The organism is Roseobacter sp. EG26 (assembly GCF_049830555.1).
GTDB lineage: Bacteria > Pseudomonadota > Alphaproteobacteria > Rhodobacterales > Rhodobacteraceae > Roseobacter.
Window position 1 is genome coordinate 412,612 of record NZ_JBNBLH010000004.1, and the last position, 20,225, is coordinate 432,836.

19 protein-coding genes are annotated in these 20,225 nt (G+C 56.0%); 14 read left to right on the forward strand and 5 right to left on the reverse strand.

What is annotated here, in order from left to right; genetic code table 11:
- Positions 1-45: 45 nt before the first annotated feature.
- From phnG to ACOTTU_RS12245, 8 genes are read left to right on the forward strand one after another with little or no spacing between them, the layout of a single operon-like run.
- Positions 46-504: a phosphonate C-P lyase system protein PhnG gene (phnG, locus tag ACOTTU_RS12210; protein WP_425658310.1), complete on the forward strand. Its 459-nt coding sequence runs from the start codon at positions 46-48 to the stop codon at positions 502-504.
- Entirely contained in the window at positions 501-1,061 is a 561-nt protein-coding gene (phnH, locus tag ACOTTU_RS12215; protein ID WP_425658312.1) for a phosphonate C-P lyase system protein PhnH, read from the forward strand. Before phnG ends, phnH begins: the two co-directional genes overlap by 4 nt.
- On the forward strand, positions 1,061-2,146 hold the full coding sequence (locus ACOTTU_RS12220) for a carbon-phosphorus lyase complex subunit PhnI (protein ID WP_425658367.1): 1,086 nt from the start codon (positions 1,061-1,063) through the stop codon (positions 2,144-2,146). Before phnH ends, ACOTTU_RS12220 begins: the two co-directional genes overlap by 1 nt.
- Positions 2,143-3,012, forward strand: coding sequence for an alpha-D-ribose 1-methylphosphonate 5-phosphate C-P-lyase PhnJ (locus tag ACOTTU_RS12225; RefSeq protein ID WP_425658314.1), 870 nt, complete (start codon positions 2,143-2,145; stop codon positions 3,010-3,012). The genes ACOTTU_RS12220 and ACOTTU_RS12225 overlap by 4 nt, the downstream gene beginning before the upstream one ends.
- Positions 3,009-3,779 (forward strand): phosphonate C-P lyase system protein PhnK, encoded by a 771-nt coding sequence (gene phnK, locus ACOTTU_RS12230; protein WP_425658316.1) that lies wholly within the window; start codon positions 3,009-3,011, stop codon positions 3,777-3,779. The genes ACOTTU_RS12225 and phnK overlap by 4 nt, the downstream gene beginning before the upstream one ends.
- Before the next feature lie 5 nt (positions 3,780-3,784).
- Positions 3,785-4,468, forward strand: coding sequence for a phosphonate C-P lyase system protein PhnL (gene phnL, locus ACOTTU_RS12235; RefSeq protein WP_425658318.1), 684 nt, complete (start codon positions 3,785-3,787; stop codon positions 4,466-4,468).
- Entirely contained in the window at positions 4,465-5,043 is a 579-nt protein-coding gene (gene phnN / locus ACOTTU_RS12240; protein WP_425658320.1) for a phosphonate metabolism protein/1,5-bisphosphokinase (PRPP-forming) PhnN, read from the forward strand. Before phnL ends, phnN begins: the two co-directional genes overlap by 4 nt.
- Entirely contained in the window at positions 5,033-6,181 is a 1,149-nt protein-coding gene (locus ACOTTU_RS12245; protein WP_425658322.1) for an alpha-D-ribose 1-methylphosphonate 5-triphosphate diphosphatase, read from the forward strand. The genes phnN and ACOTTU_RS12245 overlap by 11 nt, the downstream gene beginning before the upstream one ends.
- Before the next feature lie 32 nt (positions 6,182-6,213).
- Here the strand turns inward: ACOTTU_RS12245 and iolB are convergent, their stop codons facing one another.
- From iolB to ACOTTU_RS12260, 3 genes are all read right to left on the reverse strand, one after another.
- Positions 6,214-7,038 (reverse strand): 5-deoxy-glucuronate isomerase, encoded by an 825-nt coding sequence (gene iolB, locus ACOTTU_RS12250; RefSeq protein WP_425658323.1) that lies wholly within the window; start codon positions 7,036-7,038, stop codon positions 6,214-6,216.
- A gap of 193 nt (positions 7,039-7,231) precedes the next feature.
- Positions 7,232-9,133: a RiPP maturation radical SAM C-methyltransferase gene (locus ACOTTU_RS12255; protein WP_425658325.1), complete on the reverse strand. Its 1,902-nt coding sequence runs from the start codon at positions 9,131-9,133 to the stop codon at positions 7,232-7,234.
- A 24-nt stretch (positions 9,134-9,157) separates the two neighbouring features.
- Positions 9,158-9,472, reverse strand: a complete 315-nt coding sequence (locus tag ACOTTU_RS12260; RefSeq protein ID WP_298919622.1) for a hypothetical protein — start codon at positions 9,470-9,472, stop codon at positions 9,158-9,160.
- Between the two features lie 252 nt (positions 9,473-9,724).
- On the opposite strand from ACOTTU_RS12260, the gene ACOTTU_RS12265 reads away from it, so the two are divergent.
- The 6 genes from ACOTTU_RS12265 (at position 9,725) to ACOTTU_RS12290 (ending at position 18,390) form a co-directional block, all read left to right on the forward strand.
- Entirely contained in the window at positions 9,725-12,592 is a 2,868-nt protein-coding gene (locus tag ACOTTU_RS12265) for an ATP-binding protein (RefSeq protein ID WP_425658327.1), read from the forward strand.
- 298 nt (positions 12,593-12,890) lie between these two features.
- Positions 12,891-14,510 carry a peptide ABC transporter substrate-binding protein gene (locus tag ACOTTU_RS12270; RefSeq protein ID WP_425658329.1) on the forward strand — a complete coding sequence of 540 codons (1,620 nt, stop codon included), beginning with the start codon at positions 12,891-12,893 and terminating at the stop codon, positions 14,508-14,510.
- Between the two features lie 65 nt (positions 14,511-14,575).
- Entirely contained in the window at positions 14,576-15,505 is a 930-nt protein-coding gene (locus ACOTTU_RS12275; protein ID WP_298919628.1) for an ABC transporter permease subunit, read from the forward strand.
- The gene (locus ACOTTU_RS12280; protein WP_425658331.1) at positions 15,505-16,434 is read left to right on the forward strand and encodes an ABC transporter permease; all 930 of its coding nucleotides are present in this window, start codon (positions 15,505-15,507) and stop codon (positions 16,432-16,434) included. Before ACOTTU_RS12275 ends, ACOTTU_RS12280 begins: the two co-directional genes overlap by 1 nt.
- Position 16,435: 1 nt before the next feature.
- Positions 16,436-17,416 (forward strand): ABC transporter ATP-binding protein, encoded by a 981-nt coding sequence (locus tag ACOTTU_RS12285; RefSeq protein ID WP_425658333.1) that lies wholly within the window; start codon positions 16,436-16,438, stop codon positions 17,414-17,416.
- Positions 17,413-18,390, forward strand: coding sequence for an ABC transporter ATP-binding protein (locus ACOTTU_RS12290; protein WP_425658335.1), 978 nt, complete (start codon positions 17,413-17,415; stop codon positions 18,388-18,390). Before ACOTTU_RS12285 ends, ACOTTU_RS12290 begins: the two co-directional genes overlap by 4 nt.
- 152 nt (positions 18,391-18,542) lie before the next feature.
- Here the strand turns inward: ACOTTU_RS12290 and ACOTTU_RS12295 are convergent, their stop codons facing one another.
- Both ACOTTU_RS12295 and ACOTTU_RS12300 read right to left on the reverse strand, forming a co-directional pair.
- Complete coding sequence (locus tag ACOTTU_RS12295) at positions 18,543-19,949, reverse strand: pyridoxal phosphate-dependent decarboxylase family protein (RefSeq protein WP_425658337.1); 1,407 nt, start codon at positions 19,947-19,949, stop codon at positions 18,543-18,545.
- A 103-nt stretch (positions 19,950-20,052) separates the two neighbouring features.
- Entirely contained in the window at positions 20,053-20,190 is a 138-nt protein-coding gene (locus tag ACOTTU_RS12300; protein ID WP_425658369.1) for a VOC family protein, read from the reverse strand.
- Between the last annotated feature and the right edge of the window lie 35 nt (positions 20,191-20,225).

Sequence of the window (20,225 nt, forward strand, 5' to 3'; positions counted from 1 at the left end):
TTGTCTAGTTGTATATATAAATAGACAAATCTGCAAGGTGTCTAGATGGTCAATTCCACGCCCCCGCATTCAGATCGCAAAGTCTGGATCAGCCTGTTGGCGAAAGCCTCATCAAGCCACCTGTCAGAGCTTTGGGCAACATATAACAAGAACCCCGAGCACAGTGTTTTGCGGGCACCAGAAGTGGGGAGCGTCATGGTCCGTGGGCGCACAGGGGCGACCGGTGCTGCTTTTAATTTGGGCGAAATGACTGTCACGCGGTGCTCGGTGCAACTGGCATCGGGCGAAACCGGGCATGGGTATATTCAGGGCCGTGACAAGAAGAAAGCGCTTCAGGCAGCGATGATAGATGCCTTGTTGCAGACGGCCGCAGCGCCACAGGTGCAGCGGATGATCGTCGCCCCCCTGCGGGCGCGGCATGAAGAAAAGCGCGCCCGCCGATCCGCAAAAGCCGCAGCGACCAAGGTAGATTTTTTCACCATGGTCCGGGGAGAAGATACATGAACGGTCTGGCATTGTCCGGCGGCTTCGTGGATGGCCCCATTCAAAGCGCGCAGGCCTTTCGCCAGATCATGACCGCGATGGCACGCCCCGGCGAAATCCTCGACGTATCAGGCGCTGCACCTCCTGCGCCACTTTCCATAGCGGCAGGAACCATTTTGCTGACGCTCTGCGACCCTGAGACACCCCTGTTCCTGGCACCCGGCTTTGACATTGATCCGGTGCGTGACTGGATCACGTTTCATACCGGTGCGCCCTTTGCCAGCGCTGGTGATGCGCAATTCGCGGTTGGTGTCTGGAAAGACTTGCCGATTGCGTCCTTTCCCATCGGCACCGCAGAATATCCCGACCGCTCAACCACCCTGATCGTTGAAGTCGAAGAGTTGCGCGCGCAAGGCTTTGTACTGCGTGGCCCGGGGATCAAGAATAGCCGAACATTGTCCTTGCCGGAGACGGAGGTGTTCGTGACGAATGCTCAACTTTTTCCGCTCGGTCTTGATTTCTATTTCACGCACGGTAACCGCCTTGCGGCCCTGCCACGCACGACAAAGGTGTCTTGATGTATGTCGCAGTCAAAGGTGGTGAACGGGCCATCGACAATGCCCATGCCTGGCTGGCCGAAGAACGACGCGGGGACACCGCGATTGCTGAAATATCGGTCGAACAAATCCGCGAACAACTGGCCCTCGCCGTCAATCGCGTCATGGCCGAAGGGTCCCTTTTTGATCCTGACCTCGCCGCATTGGCGATCAAGCAGGCGCGCGGCGACCTCATCGAGGCAATCTTCCTGATCCGCGCCTACCGGACAACCTTGCCGCGCTTTGGCGGGGCGCTTCCCATCGCCACCGACAACATGACCTGCGATCGCCGCATCTCTGCAACCTTCAAGGATGCCCCCGGCGGACAGATCTTGGGGCCGACCTTCGACTACACTCATCGACTGCTGGATTTCAAACTGGCCGCCGAGGGTGAAGTGCCCGATGCCACCGAAGTCCTGAACCGACAAGACGCGACACCCCACATCATGGATTTTCTCAACCGGGAAGACCTGGTTCAGACCGAACCCTTTGACGACACGCACCCGCCTGACCTGACACGCGCGCCGCTGGAGCTTCCCGCCACCCGGGCGCTGCGTCTGCAATCGCTGGCCCGTGGCGACGAAGGGTTCATCCTTGGCATGGCCTATTCCACCCAGCGCGGCTATGCGCGCAATCATGCTTTTGTGGCGGAATTGCGGATCGGCATCGTCCCCGTGGAAATGGAAATCCCCGAACTTGGGTTCGCCGTTGAGATTGGCGAAATCGAAATCACCGAATGCGAAACGGTCAATCAATTCAAAGGATCAAAGACCGAACCGCCGCAGTTTACCCGCGGCTATGGGCTTGTCTTCGGAATGTCGGAGCGCAAGGCAATTTCGATGGCCCTGGTGGATCGGGCTTTGCGGTGGAAGGAACTTGGCGAAGACTTTGTCGGCGCGCCTGCGCAAGACGAGGAATTTGTGCTCTATCACGCAGACAATATTCAGGCGACCGGATTTCTGGAACACATCAAATTACCGCATTATGTGGATTTTCAGTCCGAGCTGGAACTGATCCGCAAGCTGCGCCGCGAAGCCACCGCCGAGGCACAGGAGGCTGCACAATGAGCGAATACAACTTCGCCTATCTGGACGAGCAGACCAAACGCATGATCCGCCGTGCCATCCTCAAGGGATTGGCCATTCCGGGATATCAGGTGCCCTTTGCCAGCCGTGAAATGCCCATGCCCTATGGATGGGGCACAGGCGGCGTTCAGGTATCCGCAGCGATACTGACGCCCGCCGATACGTTCAAAGTAATTGACCAGGGTGCGGACGACACAACGAACGCTGTTTCCATTCGACGTTTTTTCGAGAAAACTGCCGCTGTCTCCGTCACCGAAGCCACCGGTGACGCGAGTGTCATTCAGACCAGACACCGCATACCGGAAGAGCGGCTGCGGGAAGACCAGATCATCGTCTATCAGGTCCCGATCCCGGAACCTCTCAGGTTTCTGGAACCTTCCGAAGTTGAGACCCGCAAGATGCACGGGCTTGAAGAATACGGGCTGATGCATGTCAAACTCTATGAAGACATATCGCAACACGGCGCAATCGCGACAGCCTATGCCTACCCGGTCAAGGTCGAGGGGCGCTATGTCATGGACCCCTCGCCCATCCCGAAATTCGACAACCCGAAACTGGAAATGGCCGCAATTCAACTGTTTGGCGCGGGTCGCGAACAGCGCATCTACGCCATTCCTCCCTACACGAAAGTTGTCTCTCTGGACTTTGAGGATCATCCGTTTGAACCAACGAAGGCCGATCATGCCTGCGATCTCTGCGCGGCTGAAAACAGCTATCTCGACGAGTTGATCACGGATGATCAGGGGAGCCGGATGTTCATGTGTTCCGACACGGATTATTGCGCCTCCCGGCGTAGACAAGGCCATGTTGGCATCAAAGGAACCGTGTTTGAAGGGTCCGCGACATGACGCCGTTGCTGAAAGTTGAAGACGTCGCGAAGTTCTACAGGAAACGCGTAGGTTGTGCGGGCGTATCCTTCGATCTCTACCCCGGTGAAGTCATGGGCATCGTAGGTGAATCCGGTTCAGGAAAATCCACCCTTCTCAACTGCCTTGCGGGGCATCTCGCCCCAGACACCGGTGCGGTTTGGTTCGACACCCGGGCAGAGGGCTTGCGTGACACAATCACGATGAACGAGCCGGAGCGCCGCATGCTGGGCCGGACGGATTGGGCCTTTGTGCACCAACATGCCCGTGACGGATTGCGAATGAATGTCAGTGCAGGCGGGAACGTCGGGGAACGATTGATGGCCGTGGGTGCCCGCCACTACGGCGACATTCGGATGGCAGCAGCAGATTGGTTGGGGCGCGTGGAAATCCACGAGGACCGCATTGACGATCGGCCCACAGCGTTTTCAGGCGGAATGCAGCAGCGGCTCCAGATTGCCCGAAATCTGGTCACCGGCCCCCGCTTGGTGTTCATGGATGAACCCACCGGTGGATTGGATGTGAGCGTGCAGGCGCGATTGCTTGATCTCTTGCGAGGTCTGGTAAGAGAGATGAACCTCAGCGCCATCATCGTGACCCATGATCTCGCCGTCGTTCGATTGCTGGCGGATCGCCTGATGGTCATGAAGGATGGTCATGTTGTCGAAACCGGTCTGACCGATCAGGTGCTGGATGACCCGCAACACCCTTACTCCCAACTCCTCGTTTCTTCAGTATTGCAGGTGTGACCCAAATGATCTCCGTTGAAAATGTCTCGAAATCATTCACGTTGCACCATCAAGGCAGTGCGGTCATTCCGGTGATGGAGAACGCCCGACTAAGGGTCGAGCCAGGCGAATGCATCGGACTTACGGGATCATCCGGGTCAGGCAAGTCGACCCTGATGCGGATGCTTTATGGCAATTATCTTGCGGCCTCCGGAACCATTCTGATCGGGGACACGGATGTGGCTCAAGCCAATCCGCGCCAGATACTGGAACTGCGGCGCAACACCCTGGGGTACGTCAGTCAGTTTTTGCGAGTGGTTCCGCGTGTGCCGACCATTGACGTCGTGGCCGAGCCGTTGCTGCGGACCGGAACGCCCCCGGAGGCTGCGCGGCATCAGGTCGAAATGCTCCTGACGAAACTGCGCATTCCACGAACGCTGTGGCATCTGAGCCCCACAACGTTTTCAGGCGGCGAACAGCAGCGTATCAACATTGCCCGTGGTTTCGCCTACGCATTCCCCGCCCTGCTACTGGACGAACCCACGGCCAGTCTCGATGCCAGCAATCGCGAAACTGTATTGGAACTGATCGAAGAAGCCAAAGATCGCGGGGCTGCAATCGTTGGTATCTTCCATGATAAAGCGGCTCGGGAAAGGGTTTGTGATCGCCAGATCGATGTCGCAGAATTCGCGCCGGTATCAGCATCATGACGGGCCGCTTCATCGCTGTGGTCGGTCCCTCGGGTGTTGGCAAGGACAGTTTCATGCAAGCTTTTGCAAGGGTTGAACCACGTCTCCGGCTGGCGCGGCGGGTGATCACGCGACCCGGCGATTCAGGCGGCGAAGTCTTCGATGGTGTGATCCCGGACGAGTTTCACAGACGTCAGGCCGCCGGAGCATTCGCGCTGTCATGGCAAGCCCATGGTTTGGCGTACGGCATCCCCGTCGGCGTCGATATCGATTTGAAAAATGGCTTCGATGTTCTGGCCAACCTTTCTCGAGGCGCCTTGGTACAGGCATCGCGCCGCTTCGAGAGTTTCAGCACCCTTGCGTTGGTGGCCCGCCCGGACATTCTTGAGAAACGGCTTAAAAAGCGAGGCCGCGAAATTCCAACGGAAATTTCGCGTCGCCTGGCAAGAGCCGATAAGCCAATACCTCCCGGTATCGAAGTCACCGTTCTGGACAATTCCGGCGCCTTGGCGGAAACGGTCAGCCGCGCACGCGATCTGCTCTACGCGAGTGCCACAACCCCTCATCAGACAGGCGAAATGCAACATGACCAGTAACCAGATTTTCGCGAATGCAAGGTTGATCCTGCCCGATGACGTGATCCGCGGGTCGCTTATCGTCCGAGATGGGGCAATCGTCGATATGGATCAGGGTAGTTCAATACCAAAAGGCGCGATTGACTGTCAGGATCAATTTCTGGCACCGGGCCTTATCGAACTCCATACTGACAACCTGGAGCGTCATATGCAGCCGCGCCCAAAGGTCGATTGGCCCCATAAGGCTGCGATCGTCGCGCATGATCGCGAGCTTGCAGGCACGGGAATTACAACGGTCTTTGACGCCATCCGGGCGGGGTCGATTATCTCCGAAAACAGCAAGCGTCGGTTTGGAAAATACGCCCGCTCCATGGCAGACGAGATTCTGGAGATGCGCGACGCGGGGGTTCTGAAAATCAGTCATCATATTCACCTGAGAGCAGAAATATGTTCTGAAACGCTTGAGGAAGAGCTGAACGAATTTGGCCCAGCCGACAAGATTGGCATCGTGTCTTTGATGGACCACACGCCGGGGCAGCGCCAATTCAGGGATTTGCAGAAGTTCGAGGATTACGTCTGCGGCAAAAATGGTCTGTCACGCGATGGTTTTGGCGACTACGTAGAGTTCCTCTACGGGCTACAGGAGCAGTTTGGCACCAAACATGAAGCGGCAGCTGTGGCCGCGGCAAACCGGTATGGTGCGACACTTGCAAGCCATGACGATACAACTGTGCAGCAAGTTGATCACAGCCGGGACCGGGGGGTATCGATTGCGGAATTCCCAACCACGCTCGAAGCAGCAGACGCCTGCTACGCCGCTGGCATTGCAACGATTATGGGCGCGCCAAATCTGGTGCGCGGAGGATCACATTCAGGCAATGTGGCAGCCGGGGACCTGGCTCAGCGAAATCGCCTCGACATCCTTTCCTCAGACTACGTGCCAGCCGCGTTGCTTCAGGGTGCCCTCCGCCTGGCCACAATCTGGGACGATATGCCCGCTGGCATAGCGACAGTCACACGCAACCCCGCCAAAAGCGTCGGCCTCTCTGACAGAGGATCGCTGGAGATTGGGAAACGCGCCGATTTGATACTCTTTGGCAAGATCGAAGATACACCCATATTGAGCGCCGTGTGGAGCCAGGGCAAACGGGTCGCGTAGAGACCCGACAAAGGCCGGAAGAATGGTGAAACCTAGCCCGTGCGCTCCTGGGCTGCATCACGTTGTGCGATCCAGTCGTGGGCCGGATCGTTCTGAAAACGCCATTTTCGCAGCGGACCCGCCATCACGTTGAAATAATATAGCTCGTACCCGTAGCCCGCGGCACAGGGATGATGTCCTCTGGGCACCAGAACGACATCACCATTCTTGACCGTCATGGTTTCATCCAAATCCCCATCTTCTGTGTAGACGCGCTGAACGCCAAATCCCTGAGGCGGATTGAGGCGGTGATAGTAGGTTTCTTCCAGATAAGTCATCTGCGGGAAGTTATCTTCGTCATGGCGATGGCTTGGATAGCTGGACCAGTTTCCGCTCGGCGTGAACACCTCCGTGACCAGAAGGCTGTCCGCAACATCGCGGTCTTCCATCGCGATATTGTTGATAAATCGTGTGTTTTGATCAATGCCGCGTTGCGTCAGAGCGATCCCGTCAGGGCCCAGACGTTGCGCTTTGTGCCCGCCCAGACCCGGTGCGGAACAAACTGCCAGGGTGAGCCTGGTTGTGGCGGTGACCTGCCACTGGCTATGGTCGGGAACATAGTGGCAATGCGGCGGCGTCTTTTCGAAGACCTCCATCCGATCCCCCATTTCACCGAAATCAACACCATTTGCTGTCAATTCTGCCTTACCCTCCACCAGAACCAATATGACCTCTCGGTCATTCGTGTGTTCCGACACGATGTCACCTGCCGAAAGCTGGTGAAGTGCAAAGCCGACATACCGCCAACCAGCTGCTTGCGGCGTGATGTTATGGGCTTGACCAGAAGCTCCAATCGGTTTTCGCAGCAGATCCGGCATATTTCTCCCCAAAATAATCTGGTCGTAACGCTCAATGTCGCGTGCTTTTGTGCGTGAATGGTGTCCGGTGAAATCCTACAGCGTGCTCAAGTCACCGATAAGCCCGCTCCCCCCAAACGACCATGGTTTGGTCTATAGATGATACCGTCGCTGATTTGACAGGCATCATCTGTTATCTGACACCAACCTAGCCCTATTGGACCCCTTCAAGGTCAGCTTGAAAAACCTCCGCCCTGATCTCTGGCCAGGTTGGCGCTTGCCGGTAGAGACCCGGTTGCAAAGGCAAAGCCAGGATCGAATTGCGTTCCTTCAAAAGCACGCCATCTTCAAGAAGTTTCCCAATCGTGACTTCCACCTGCGATGCCGAAAACCCGTGCGCCAGTTTGTCCGCGACACGGTCCCTGGCAATGATACAGGCACTCAGGCGGACGATTTCCGTCTCCAGGACACTCAATCGCCACCGCTTCTCTTCCTTGCCTATGCGGCTGTCCACCAAGGTCATCTGAGTGGCATTATCATCGTCAATGTAGAACCGGGCGTCCGAATGACACGACATCCATTTTTTTACAGCTTCTTTCGCAGGTTCGGTATACTCGGTCGCATCGTCAATATCGCCACCAAACATCTGATGATGATAGCTGAACTTGCTCAGCTCATCGCCGACGCCTGCATAAATGTACTTATATGGCTTAGCCGGGGCCAGCTGAATGCCATGATCTGAAGGGCGGGTGAAGTAAGGGCTGAACCGATCTGCACGCACCGGCCCAAAGGCAGTTGGTGGTTGCAGGTGATGCAAATAAGGTATGAGCTCGGCCATTTGATCATAGCTTTTCGGGTTTTCGCCCGGAAAACCGAAGATAAACCCCCAATCCACAAAAATCCCAGCCTGCGCACAAAGCTTTAGTGTTTGAACGTTTTGCTGAGCGGTCACACCCTTCTTCATCAATCGCAAAATCTGACTGTCGAGAGTTTCTATACCCGGCTGAATCTTGCGGACACCCGCTTCAGCCATCGCCTTGATATGTTTCGGAAAAAGATTCGATTTCACTTCATAGTGCATCAGAAACGGGGTCGGAGCGTCCCGCAGCATCGGCAAAAGACTATCGAAATAGGCGTAGTCCAGAATATTATCCACGACGACAAAATCCGGACCATATTTTTCCGCCTGGGTCTGGAATTCCGCAAACGCGCGGTCAGGAGACTTACTTCGGTAGGCCATGGAATTTCCGTTGAGGCCGCAGAATGTGCAGTGATGTTTGGCGCCCCACCAACAGCCTCGCGATGTTTCGATTGTCGGCGCTGGTTGCAAAAGCTCATCGAGCCCAGGCGTTTTGTCAAACCGGGCATAGAATTCAGAAAAATCCGGCGTGGGAAGGTCATCGAGTGCTTGGACAAGCCCACCTTGTTGCCGCGACGAGCTGCCGTTTCTGGTTGTGATGCCCGGAACCTCGGGGAGCGGTTTTGCGAGAGAGAAACGCTCGACAAATGTTGGAAATGAAACATCCCCTTCACCGTTGCAAACCGCATCTATAAAGTCGAAGCGGTCCAGTAGATGCTGGCCCAGCTCGGCCTCGCAATTTGCTCCGCCAAATACAATTGTCGTATCCGGGGCCCGTTGTTTGAGCGCCTTTGCGAATGCAATAGATGCCATATTCTGTTGGAACGAAGTGGTCACGCCAACGATTTCAGGCGCGTTTTCCGCGATCTGATCTGCGCAGTTTTCAATGAACCCTCTCACCGCTTTTCTTGCGGCCAAAGCGGAGTTCGTCAAAAGCAAGGCTTCGAGTGGATCGGCGAAATCCGGCAAGACATCCGTCAGGTATTCCATGTCAAGCGATTCAGGACGCTCGAAAACCAGGGGTGAAAACACCCATTCGCCCAAAAACGCCTGATAGAACTTCTCATGCGAGAGAAAAAGATAAGCATCGATACCTATCGCTTCTGCGAAGTCGAAGGCGAAATAGTCGATCGCGCAATCGACTCCGCGTTCCTTGAGCGCCGTCCCCAAAAGGCTGGCTCCCAGGTTTGGGTACTGCAATGATGTGAATGGTAATGAGACCAGGTGGACCCTCGCCGGGTCCGACCGGTTCCACATCCGTTCAACCTGGTCTCACGACGATCAGCCGCAACGGGGGCGGATAACCCCATCAGTTGATTGAAGGTAGGAGTTCCTAATGTTTTCAAGTGCTTCCTGAAGTGTTGCACCCGAACATTTGTCGCTGAATGCTTCCGCGAGAGCATTGATCAACTTCATTGTCTTTTCGTCTTCCTTGCCGCCAACTGTCGCGCTGATATGCAGCTTTTTCAACGTTTCTTTGGGTGCGCGCGTAAATTCGGAACGAAAGCTTTCATCCACCATTGCCCGTCCGATAATCAGTTGAACATCCTCGAGCGTCAGATGCTTGTCACCGTGTGTGTGCTCATTGTCGGCCATAAATTATCCCCTGGAGAAATGAAGTCTAAGTGCTCTGCCAAAACAGTTAACATTGTTAACCTCTTCATCGTCAATAGGGGTTCCACCCATAGTTCAAACCCATTACTTCCTAGTAGTTAAGGAATGTTAACGATCGGGTTTGCGAGTGAGACGGCCAAACTGCTATGATCGTGTTCGGGTTTTTTGCCGGGCAATTAAAGAGTAACGCGCTGTTTTTGACCCATACCGCTAGTGCCGACCCGGAGGGAAATCGTGTCGCAACGCCCGAAATCGTCAGGACCGCGAAAGCGCAATATGCAGATCGAGGCGCGCGAGCGGAAAATCTGCACAATTGCTTTCATCGACATCGTCCAGTCGACGGCGCTTATCGAGAACCTTGATCCGGAAGAGGCACTCGACCGGCTGGGGCCAGCGGTTGAGATGATCATGGATACCTGTGAAGAATTTGGTGCCTCCATGCGGTTTGTCGGCGATGGTGCTCTGGCTGTTTTCGGTTTTCCTGCAGCGGATGAAAACCACTGTATCCGGGCGGTCGAAGCCGGGCTGGCGGTCATCGAACGGGTGTCGGCAATGAAGTCTGATCGCGTGGACATCCGGGTTGGCATTCACAGTGGTCCTGTGCTGTTTGGCAGTTTGTCCCATACAAATTTCGATGAGCTGACGCTGACCGGTCCGGTCGTTCATTTAGCCGACAAGATACAATCTGCTGCGCGCACGAATACCGTCACCGTGTCCCGAACTGTTGTCGATACCGTAGGAGAGATGTTTCACAGCCGGCCAGCGGGAAACGCCGTTATCAGTGGCGTCGATCAACCACTACCGCTCTTTGAGATTATTGACCGCGATCAAGCGATCTCGAGATGGAAGATCCGCATTGGCCAGGGCTTGTCGCCTTTCATGGGTCGAGAGGCGGACCTGGAACAGCTGGGGCAGGCCTGGAGCGCAAGTCTGGCGGGGTCGGGATCTTCCGTTGCGGTCATTGGCGAAGCCGGGATCGGGAAATCGCGCCTTGTCCACGAATTCACGGATTCGGTAAATTTCACGACCGCCCAAGTGCTTGGTGTGAGCGCGACGGCGCTTGACAAACAAGTCGCTTACGCCCCGGTGACGCGCGCGATCAAACTATTCCTCGGTCTTTCATCTTCGGATAATCCCGAGGAAATCAAAAAGGCAGTAAGCAGCTACCTTGATGGCGCATCAGCCCTGTTTCGCAGACATTCAAACGCATTGCAGTCCATTCTCCATGCCGCAAGCGATGATCCTGCGTGGACGGCACTGGGGCCAAAAGCCCGCCAAGACGCCATCGTGGAGGCATTGGTTGCGGTCATCACCGGGATGGCAGCAAAGAAGCCGCTTGTCATCATTTTCGAGGACATGCACTGGGCTGACCAATACACGTTGTCCTTGTGCCTCGAACTGATCCGTGCGGCACCGGAGTATCAGCTGATGCTGGTTCTAACCTCGCGAACGCTCGATGGCATCCCACAGGAAATGGACCAGGTCATTCAGCACCTTTTTCTTGGACCTTTAGATGACCAGTCCAGTCGCAATCTCATCAATAACCTGCTCAGCCATGACAGCGGCAAGGCCGATCTCAGCACATTCGTCGAAGAAATTTGCGGTCGCACGCCATTGTTCATCGAAGAGGTCGTTCGCAATCTCAAAGCGACGGGCATTTCGGCGGACGGTTCGGCGGGGCAGAATTTCAAGGTACCGGACACGGTCCAGCCACTCATCGCTCAACGTATTGATGAGTTGAGCCCTGCAGACCGGCAGACGCTTCAGATCGCTGCGGTTATCGGGACCGAATTTTCGGTAGACCTGCTGAAGAAACTGCTGCGCAGGGAGGGGCTGGAGGATACCAGATCGCTCTTGTCGCTCGCTCGGCTGGATCTTTTGGAGAACGTCAGCGCGCCGACAGCAAAATTCCGTCATGCGCTTATTCAGCAAGTCGCCTACTCTACCTTGCCAAAGCGGCGACTGCGCCATCTGCATGGCTTGTTCGTCGATATCATTGAGAGCATGAACCGGGTCACCAACCTTGCGACCATGAGTTCGCTAGCCTTTCATTCCGAGCAATCCCAACGCTGGACCGAAGCGGCCGAAGCCTACATTGTTTGCGGGCATCTAGCGTTGGAGCGCGCAGCACTCGATGATGGGATAAAGCATTTCAACAGATCGATTTTCTGTGCCGGCCGCCTCGACACCAATCCTCGAAAGATCGCCACCTTGAACATGCAGGCGCGCCAGGGTCTGCGGATTGCCTACCTGCCAAAGGCGGATTTTTCGCATATTCTGGAGATTACCGGGGAAGTTGAAATCCTCGCGCGCCGGATCGGCGATGACGCATCTGCCCTTGGCGCTGGTATTGACCGCGTGATCATGATGACAATCCTGTCGGATGTCGCTGCAGTCATACCCATTGGCCAGGAGAAGCTTGATGCGGCGATCAAAAGCGGTGCGCCGGGCTTCATCGCAACGGCTGCATTTGCGCTGAGTCAAGCCTATTGGTTCACGGGAGAGTTTGAAAAATCCGCGCAAATCGCTGACAAGTTTGGATACCTCTTCGTACCTGAAAATGATCGCCTGACCACCGGAACCAATGGGACAGTCTCGGTCCTGGGATCAGGCACTCATGCGAATGCTTTAAGCCTCATGGGGAAATTCGACGACGCTGCCGCGGTGTGCGACAGGATGGAAAAGCTCGTGCAGGGCACCGGGAAACCCTATGATATGGCGTATCATGCCATATCTGTCGGCATCCTCGCCTTGCAGGAAAACGACTTCGAAAAGAGTCGCGCTAGTCTGGAGTTTGCCAGAGAAACCAGTGAAGTGGCCAAAATCGACGTGCTGCGGGCCTTCCTGTCAGCCCCGTTGGCCAAGGCATATGCCGGGCTGCACCAGATCGATGCTGCCAAGAAAACGCTGGCCATGGGTCAAGAGATTGCCGGCCCAATGGGGATGGCGGCCTTTGTTGCCCAGCTCCTTGCGGCCGAATTGGAAATTTCGAGTGAAATTGACCCACTGGCTGAAAATCGTGAGATCAAGGACCGCTTGATCGAGATGTGCCGGAAGAATGGATATAACGGATTGATTAAACAGTATGTTAGCGAAATCTGATTGTTGGCTGCAATACTCAGACTTGCCGTTTTACCTGCGCCCTTCTTGGCATTCCGACTTAAGTGACCGACCCCCTCAATTGGGCGAAAACCACTTTAAAACAGCTGGTTAAAAACCTTCGAACGCGACCGCGCAGATACGCCAGCATCCATAAAATCGATGCCAACATCTTACCTCACCGTTTCGATGAGACTGGAGAAGCAAACTATCGCAACGTCAAGATATGGCCTTTTGACTCTCCAGCATTCATGCACTTTAGTGGGGTATCACTTCAAAAAATTCAACTAGGGAGAACTCTATGAAACGCCGCGCTCTTTGCCTTGCCGCCCTAATGTCCAGCACGCTGATGGTCCCGGTTTTTGCAGCCGATGTGCCCGAAGGAACCAACCTTGCTCAGGACCAGACCTTTACCTACCGCGTTCTGGATGAATTCTCATCATTTGACCCGCAAGTCGTCGAGGATACCTACGGATCCGAGATTGTTCGGGATCTCTTTGAGGGTCTCTACAATCAGGATGCCAACGGCAACAATGTCCCCGGCGTCGCATTGAGCCATGAGGTCAGCGATGACAACATGACCTATACCTTCAAACTGCGCAAAGACGCCAAATGGTCGGACGGTAAACCGGTGACAGCGGGCGACTTTGTTTACGCCTGGCAGCGCGCTGTCGACCCGGAACTCGCCTCCCCTTACGCCTGGTACATGGAGCTGATGTCCATTGCCAATGGCGCCGAGATCATCGCTGGCGAAAAACCGATCACCGATCTCGGTGTATCCGCGACCGACGATCACACCCTGGTCGTCAACCTCAGCCAACCTCTGCCTTACTTTGACAAGATGGTAAGTCACGCAACAACCTTCCCCTCGCCGAAATGGGCCATTGACACCCATGGTGCGGAATGGACACGCCCCGGCAATCTGGTGTCGAACGGCGCTTATGTGCTGACCGAACATGTCCCCAAGGAACGGTCTGTTCGGGAGATTAACACCAACTACTGGAACGCCGATGACACGGTGCTTGAAAAGGTCGTCACGCTGGTGATTGGCGACGACGCACAGGGGCTGACGCGATTTCGCGCCGGTGAAGTGGATAAGACCGACATCCCCGCAGGTCAGTATCCTGCACTAAAAGATGAGTTCCCCCAAGAAGCTTACGCACTGCCGCGACTTTGCAACTATTACTTCACGTTCAATCTGGACAGCGGGCCGGAGGCTTTTAAAGACGTCCGTGTCCGACAGGCATTGGCCTACGCAATTGACCGCAACGTGATTGTGGATCAGGTGCTGCAGGGCGGTCAGTTCCCGGCATATACCTTTACGCCCGCTGCGACAGCGAACTTTGAAGTGCCCAGTGTGGATTATGCCGGCATGACGCAGGCAGAGCGGGATGAGAAGGCCAAGGCGCTTCTGGAAGAAGCGGGCTATGGCGAAGGTGGCAAGGAATTGTCGTTCAGCTACCTCTACAACACCAATGAGGCGCACCAGCAGGTTGCCATCGTGGCAACGCAGATGTGGAAACAAAAACTGGGCATCAACGTGACACTGGAAAATCAGGAATGGAAAGTGTTCCTGGAAAACCGTGGCGCTCAGAACTTTGAGATGGCGCGCGGCGCCTGGTGTGGCGACTACAACGAAGCCTCGACGTTCCTTGATCTGCTGACCACCCCCTCCGGCTACAACGACGGTAAATTCGCCAACGCCCGCCTGGATGAGTTGATGGTGGAGGCCAAATCTTCGCAGGATACCCAACCGCTTTACACCGAAGTGGAACAGATCCTTGCGGACGAAATGCCGGTCATCCCGATCTATCACTACTCGACCAACATGATGCTGAATGCTTCCATTCAGGGTTGGCCGGTCGATAACGTTGAACAGACCTGGTACTCCAAAGACCTCTTCAAGGTCGCCGCCGAGTAATCCGCAAGTTCACACGACACTAACAACCCTTGCCTGCCTCGCGGGCAAGGGTTCCGGGGGCATCCATGCTGAACTATACGCTGCGCAGGCTTTTCACGGTCATACCAATCCTGTTGGTTCTGATCATCTTTTCCTTCTATCTGATGCGCCTGGCACCGGGGGGGCCTTTCACGTCTGAGCGCCCCCTGCCCGCAGCGGTCATGGCCAATGTGTTGGAGCGCTATGGTCTGGACGAACCCCTTCACGTTCAACTGTGGACCTACATCAAGAACATCGTCTTTCATTTCGATTTCGGACCAAGCTTTTCACAGAAAGATCGCACGGTGAACGACGTCATCGCCCAGGGATTTCCGGTCACCCTGACCTACGGATTCTGGTCTGCTGTTTTCGTCTTGGTCTGTGGCGTTCCCTTGGGGGTGATTGCGGCCCTGCGCCACAACAGTTTCTGGGACTACACCATGACCGGACTGGCTATCTTCAGCCAGATCTTCCCGAATTTCGTTCTTGCGCCGCTGATGGTCCTTCTTTTCACGCTTTCCTGGGGGCTACTGCCCGGCGGCGGCTGGAATGGCGGCCAATGGCAATACGTCATCATGCCCGCCGTGGCTCTGGGCACCTCCTACATGGCCGGCGTTGCGCGTCTGACGCGCGGGTCCATGTTGGAAGTTCTCGGCTCGCCCTTCATCCGAACAGCACGCGCCAAAGGGCTGCCGGAACGCACGATCATCATCCGCCACGCGCTCAAACCGGCACTACTGCCAACGCTTACCTATATGGGCCCCGTTTTCGTCTACATGATCACCGGATCGGTGTTCATTGATGTTTTCTTCTCCACCGGCGGGATCGGTCAGGACTTCATTGATGGGGCCTATAGCCGCGATTACTCGATCCTGCTGGGTCTCGCTATTCTATACAGCGTGCTGACCTTCACCCTGACCCTTCTGCTTGATCTGCTCTACGCCTGGATCGACCCAAAGGTACGGAGCAATATGTGATGGAAGCCCGAAAGCGCCTCAACTCCCGTGCCTTCGCCGATGACGCAGCGGAAGAAATGGTCACAAGCCGGTCGTTCTGGGCGGACGCCCGCCTGCGGTTCTTCCGCAACCGCATGGCCGTCTTCTCGCTCTTTATGCTGTTTTGTCTCTTCCTCTTCGCCCTCTTTGGTCATCTCCTTGCGCAGTGGAACTATGAAGAAATTGACTGGTCGGTTCTGGGCAAGGTCAAAACCGAAGGTGGTCCCTCCCTCACAAATGGTCACTACTTCGGTGTCGATGAACTGGGTCGCGACCTCTATGCCCGCGTCGTGCAGGGCACACGCACCTCACTTCTCGTAGGTTTTGTGGCCGGGCCTGCTGCAGTTATCCTCGGCGCGATCCTGGGCGCGCTTTCAGGGTATTTTGGCGGCAGACTGGACCAGACGGTCTTGGGTTTCTACACCATCTGGATTTCCATTCCCTACATCATCTTCTTCGTTGTCTGGCAGGCCTTCTTTGGCCGCTCGCTCGGGCAGATGATCCTGGTGATCATCCTCGTGAACTGGACAGCGGGGCTGCTCATCGTGCGCGGTCAGGTGATGATGCTCAAGAACCGCGAATTTGTTGACGCCGCGCGTCTCCTGGGCATGAGCGACATGGCAATCATTTTCAAACACCTGATGCCGAATATCCTGTGGGTGATCGTGATCTATACATCGCTGGTGATCCCGGAGGTCATCATGGCCGAAAGCCTCGTGTCCTTCCTCGGCGTCGGCATTCAGGAACCCAACACATCCTGGGGCGCGCTGATCTCTGAAGGTGCCCGAACGATGACATTCGGAACCACCTGGCAGCTGATGTTCCCTGCGATGTTTTTCGTCATCGCGCAGGTATCCCTGTTCTACATCGGTGACGGCTTGCGCGACGCGCTCGACCCCAAGGAGCGCTAAGATGACGCCTCATCCCAAACCTCCACTCCTGTCCGTCCGGAACCTCTCCATCCGCTTCCGGACCGGCGACGGCATGGTTCACGCGGTTAACGATGTCAGTTTCGACATCGCGCGCGGTCAGAAACTGGCAGTGGTCGGCGAAAGCGGTTCGGGCAAATCCCAGATCGCCTTGTCCATCATGGGGCTTTTGGCCCGCAATGCCCAAGCCGAAGGCGAAATCCTGTTTGACAGGTCCAACCTTCTGAAGCTGCCCACCTCAGAGCTGAACAATATCCGCGCCCGGGAAATCGGTATCATTTTTCAGGACCCGATGAGCTCCCTGAATCCCTATATGACCATCGAACGCCAGTTGGGCGAGATTGTCGAGCTGCACGAGGGGGCATCCCGCAGTACCGCACGCAAACGCGCGCTGGAGGTCATGGACGCCGTGCGCATTCCGGACGCCAAGAACCGGCTAAAATCCTACGCGCATGAGTTTTCGGGGGGCATGCGGCAACGGGTGGTGATCGCTATGGCGCTGATGTGCCAGCCAAAGCTGATCCTCGCAGATGAGCCGACAACAGCACTTGATGTTACGGTTCAGGCGCAGATCATGCAGTTACTGGACGATATTCAAAGGGATCTGGGCACTTCCATCGTTCTGATCACCCATGACCTCGGTCTTGTTGCGGGTTTTTGCGAGGACACACTTGTGCTTTATGGCGGGCGGATCATGGAGCAGGCCCCCACGCTCGAGATTTTCGAAAAGCCGGGGCACCCCTATACCCGCGGGTTGCTGCGCGCCGTTCCCAACATCGGAGACCCGGCTGCCAAACTACTTGCAATCCCCGGCAGCCCGCCCAACCAGCGCCGGGCGATTGCGTCCTGCCCATTTCATCCGCGCTGCGTTGATGCGGTAACCGATTGCGCTGAAAAGCTGCCCCAACTTGATGGCGGCAACTCCAAACGCGCTTGCCTGCGACCGGTGGAGGAACTGACATGAATCCGTCGATCCTCTCCGTCAAGGACGTGCATGTTGAGTTCCGCGTCAATCAGACAAAGGCCTGGCCCTGGTCTGCGCCGGGCATCGTGCGCGCGGTAAATGGCGTCAGTTTCGATCTGCAACCCGGCAAAACGCTCGGCATTGTCGGCGAAAGCGGTTGCGGCAAATCCACCCTGATCCGCGCCATCGCCGGCCTTGCGCCGATGACTGGTGGGACTGTTCACCTGGATGGTCAACCAATTGACTATGGCAGTAAGACAAAGCTGCAAAACCTGCGCCGCCAGTTGCAGATGATCTTTCAGGACCCTATTGCATCGCTGAACCCGCGCATGACGATCCGCGAAATTGTTGCTGAACCGCTGATCTACTTCCGCCCTGATCTGTCCTCGATCGACCGCACCAACGCCGCTCGTGACATGCTGGACCGCGTCGGGATTGCCGACCATCAATTCAACCGCTTCCCGCATGAGTTTTCGGGCGGACAGTGTCAGCGTATTGGCATCGCCCGCGCACTTGTCGCCAAGCCCCGCGTTCTGCTCTGTGATGAACCTGTGTCGGCACTTGACGTGTCTATCCAGGCGCAAGTGATCAATCTGCTCAAAGACCTTCAATCCGAGCTCTCGTTGTCGCTCATCTTCGTCGCCCACGATCTGGGCGTGGTCCGTCATATTTCGGATGATATCCTGGTGATGTATCTGGGAGGGATGATGGAAACCGCACCAGCGGGCCGGTTGATCGAAGCGCCTCATCACCCCTACAGTCAGGCGTTGCTTTCTGCCGTGCCGGTCCCGGACCCCCGGGCAAAATCCACCCCTCAGGTGCTGGAAGGTGATTTACCCAGCCCCCTCGAACAACAACAGGGGTGCCTCTTCCAATCCCGATGCCCCAAGCGGTTCGATGCCTGCAAAACAACGCGTCCGTCCCTTGAGGCAACGCCAGATGGGAAATCTGCCTGTTTGCTCGCCGGGAGTTGACGGGCATTTGCGTAGCAATTTGCAGCGCGGTCGGGATGACCCCTGAGGGAGCAGGCCGTTTTGCCGAACTCTTTTTGCAAAACAAATCGGCGAGAAGACAGTCAGGGGCGCGTATCTTGAAGCTGCTCAGGCTTTACCATGCACGCTGAGCGTTATGAGCCACGCGAGATTTTCTCCCACACCTCTTCGATGACATGTCGGGCAAGCATGACGTCTTCGCGTGTCGTATCGAACTGGCCCACCTGAAATCGGATGATCTTTCGACCACTGAACGCGCCTTGCGTGAGATAAATCCGGCCATCTTCATTGAGCGCATCGACCAGGCGTTGTTGATCATCGTCACTTCCCGGACATCGAAACGAAAACAGGCTCAGGATCGGCTCTGTCACGATCTCGAAACCGGGAAGCTCGCGCAGGGCATTGCAGAGCTCACGGCTCCATTGGATATGGTTGCGAATGCGACTGCGCAGACCCTCAAGCCCATAGGACCGGATCAGGAACCAGATTTTGAGCGCTCGGAAGCGCCGTCCCAGCGGTATTGTCCACTCAGAGTAATTCGTGACCTTGGCCCCGGTCGTCTTCAGATACTCAGGTTCAATCTTGAGCGTGTTGAGTTGGGGATTAGGGTCTTTGAGAAACTGAACCGAACAATCGAACTGGGCACCCAACCATTTGTGCGGGTTGAAGACGATGCTGTCAAAACCATCAACATCTGCCCAAAAATCTTGCCGTATTTCGGGGCATATCATTGCCGCACCGGCCCAGGCAGCATCCAGATGTGTGTAAAGGTCTTCCTCTTTGGCGACGGCCAGAATGGCCCCCAGCACGTCGCAGGCGCCGACACCCGTGCCACCGGTAATCGCGATGATGCCCGCAGGTATGTGTCCTGCCGCCCGGTCCGCAGCGATTGCCTCTTTCAAAGCCGCTGTATCCATTGCATGGCGCGCACCACGCGTGCCGATCTTCACAAGGTTTGCCTGACCGATACCAGCCACCCAACATGCACGATCAATGGAAGAATGAACCTGATCTGAACAATATATCCGAAGCTGGCCGGTACCAGAAAGTCCATCTCGATTGCCACAATACCCGGTGGCCCGTTCACGCATGGTCAGAACCGCCGATAATGTCGCCGAGGACGCGCTGTCCTGAATAACCCCGGTAAATCCTTCGGGAAGCCCCAGTGCCTGGCCCAACCAATCGACCATGACGGTCTCGACCTCGGTCGCCGCAGGTGAGGTTTGCCAGAGCATGCATTGCGCCGCGATTGTCGTGACAAGCATCTCTGCAAGCATGGACGGAGGCGCCGCATTGGCTGGAAAATATGCGAAAAAGCGCGGATGCTGCCAATGTGTCATGCCCGGCATCACGATGTCTTCGAAATCAGCCAGGATGGTGTCCATGGCCTCTGCATCTTCGGGAGGTGTTTTGGGCAATTGTGCCGCGATCTCGCCCGGGGAAGTCTGCGCACGGACCGGCCGATCCCGCAGGGTTTTGTGATAATCAGCACTCCAATCGGAAATGCGGCTGCCCCATTGAGCGAATTCATCCCAGTTCAATAGCTATCTCCTTGTCGATCTATTCTGAGCCATCGCGTTCCGCTCTTTCGCTGCCACTCGAAGCATGGTCTTAGCCAATGCTTCGAGTGGCAATGTCTGTTTTTCACGGCTTCCGCCAAAGAGAGCGTTTCCGGGATGTCCGGTTGTCATCCCCCGTGCATTGTAGACCGAGAGTATTGCAGTAGAAGTTTTTTGATGCGGTGAGGTTGGTGACGTTCAGGCACAGGTGTGAGAGGCGGATGGTGTTGAAGTCTGGGTAGAGGTTGGGGGCTGGTA

Bases quoted from the DNA above. Each gene is read 5' to 3' on its own strand.
- phnN (WP_425658320.1), top strand. From the start codon at position 4,465: ATGACGGGCCGCTTCATCGCTGTGGTCGGTCCCTCGGGTGTTGGCAAG.
- ACOTTU_RS12270 (WP_425658329.1), top strand. From the start codon at position 12,891: ATGAAACGCCGCGCTCTTTGCCTTGCCGCCCTAATGTCCAGCACGCTG.
- phnK (WP_425658316.1), top strand. From the start codon at position 3,009: ATGACGCCGTTGCTGAAAGTTGAAGACGTCGCGAAGTTCTACAGGAAA.
- ACOTTU_RS12260 (WP_298919622.1), bottom strand. From the start codon at position 9,472: ATGGCCGACAATGAGCACACACACGGTGACAAGCATCTGACGCTCGAG.
- ACOTTU_RS12290 (WP_425658335.1), top strand. From the start codon at position 17,413: ATGAATCCGTCGATCCTCTCCGTCAAGGACGTGCATGTTGAGTTCCGC.
- ACOTTU_RS12280 (WP_425658331.1), top strand. From the start codon at position 15,505: ATGGAAGCCCGAAAGCGCCTCAACTCCCGTGCCTTCGCCGATGACGCA.
- ACOTTU_RS12255 (WP_425658325.1), bottom strand. From the start codon at position 9,133: ATGTGGAACCGGTCGGACCCGGCGAGGGTCCACCTGGTCTCATTACCA.
- ACOTTU_RS12275 (WP_298919628.1), top strand. From the start codon at position 14,576: ATGCTGAACTATACGCTGCGCAGGCTTTTCACGGTCATACCAATCCTG.
- ACOTTU_RS12245 (WP_425658322.1), top strand. From the start codon at position 5,033: ATGACCAGTAACCAGATTTTCGCGAATGCAAGGTTGATCCTGCCCGAT.
- ACOTTU_RS12285 (WP_425658333.1), top strand. From the start codon at position 16,436: ATGACGCCTCATCCCAAACCTCCACTCCTGTCCGTCCGGAACCTCTCC.
- phnG (WP_425658310.1), top strand. From the start codon at position 46: ATGGTCAATTCCACGCCCCCGCATTCAGATCGCAAAGTCTGGATCAGC.
- phnL (WP_425658318.1), top strand. From the start codon at position 3,785: ATGATCTCCGTTGAAAATGTCTCGAAATCATTCACGTTGCACCATCAA.
- iolB (WP_425658323.1), bottom strand. From the start codon at position 7,038: ATGCCGGATCTGCTGCGAAAACCGATTGGAGCTTCTGGTCAAGCCCAT.
- ACOTTU_RS12225 (WP_425658314.1), top strand. From the start codon at position 2,143: ATGAGCGAATACAACTTCGCCTATCTGGACGAGCAGACCAAACGCATG.
- phnH (WP_425658312.1), top strand. From the start codon at position 501: ATGAACGGTCTGGCATTGTCCGGCGGCTTCGTGGATGGCCCCATTCAA.
- ACOTTU_RS12220 (WP_425658367.1), top strand. From the start codon at position 1,061: ATGTATGTCGCAGTCAAAGGTGGTGAACGGGCCATCGACAATGCCCAT.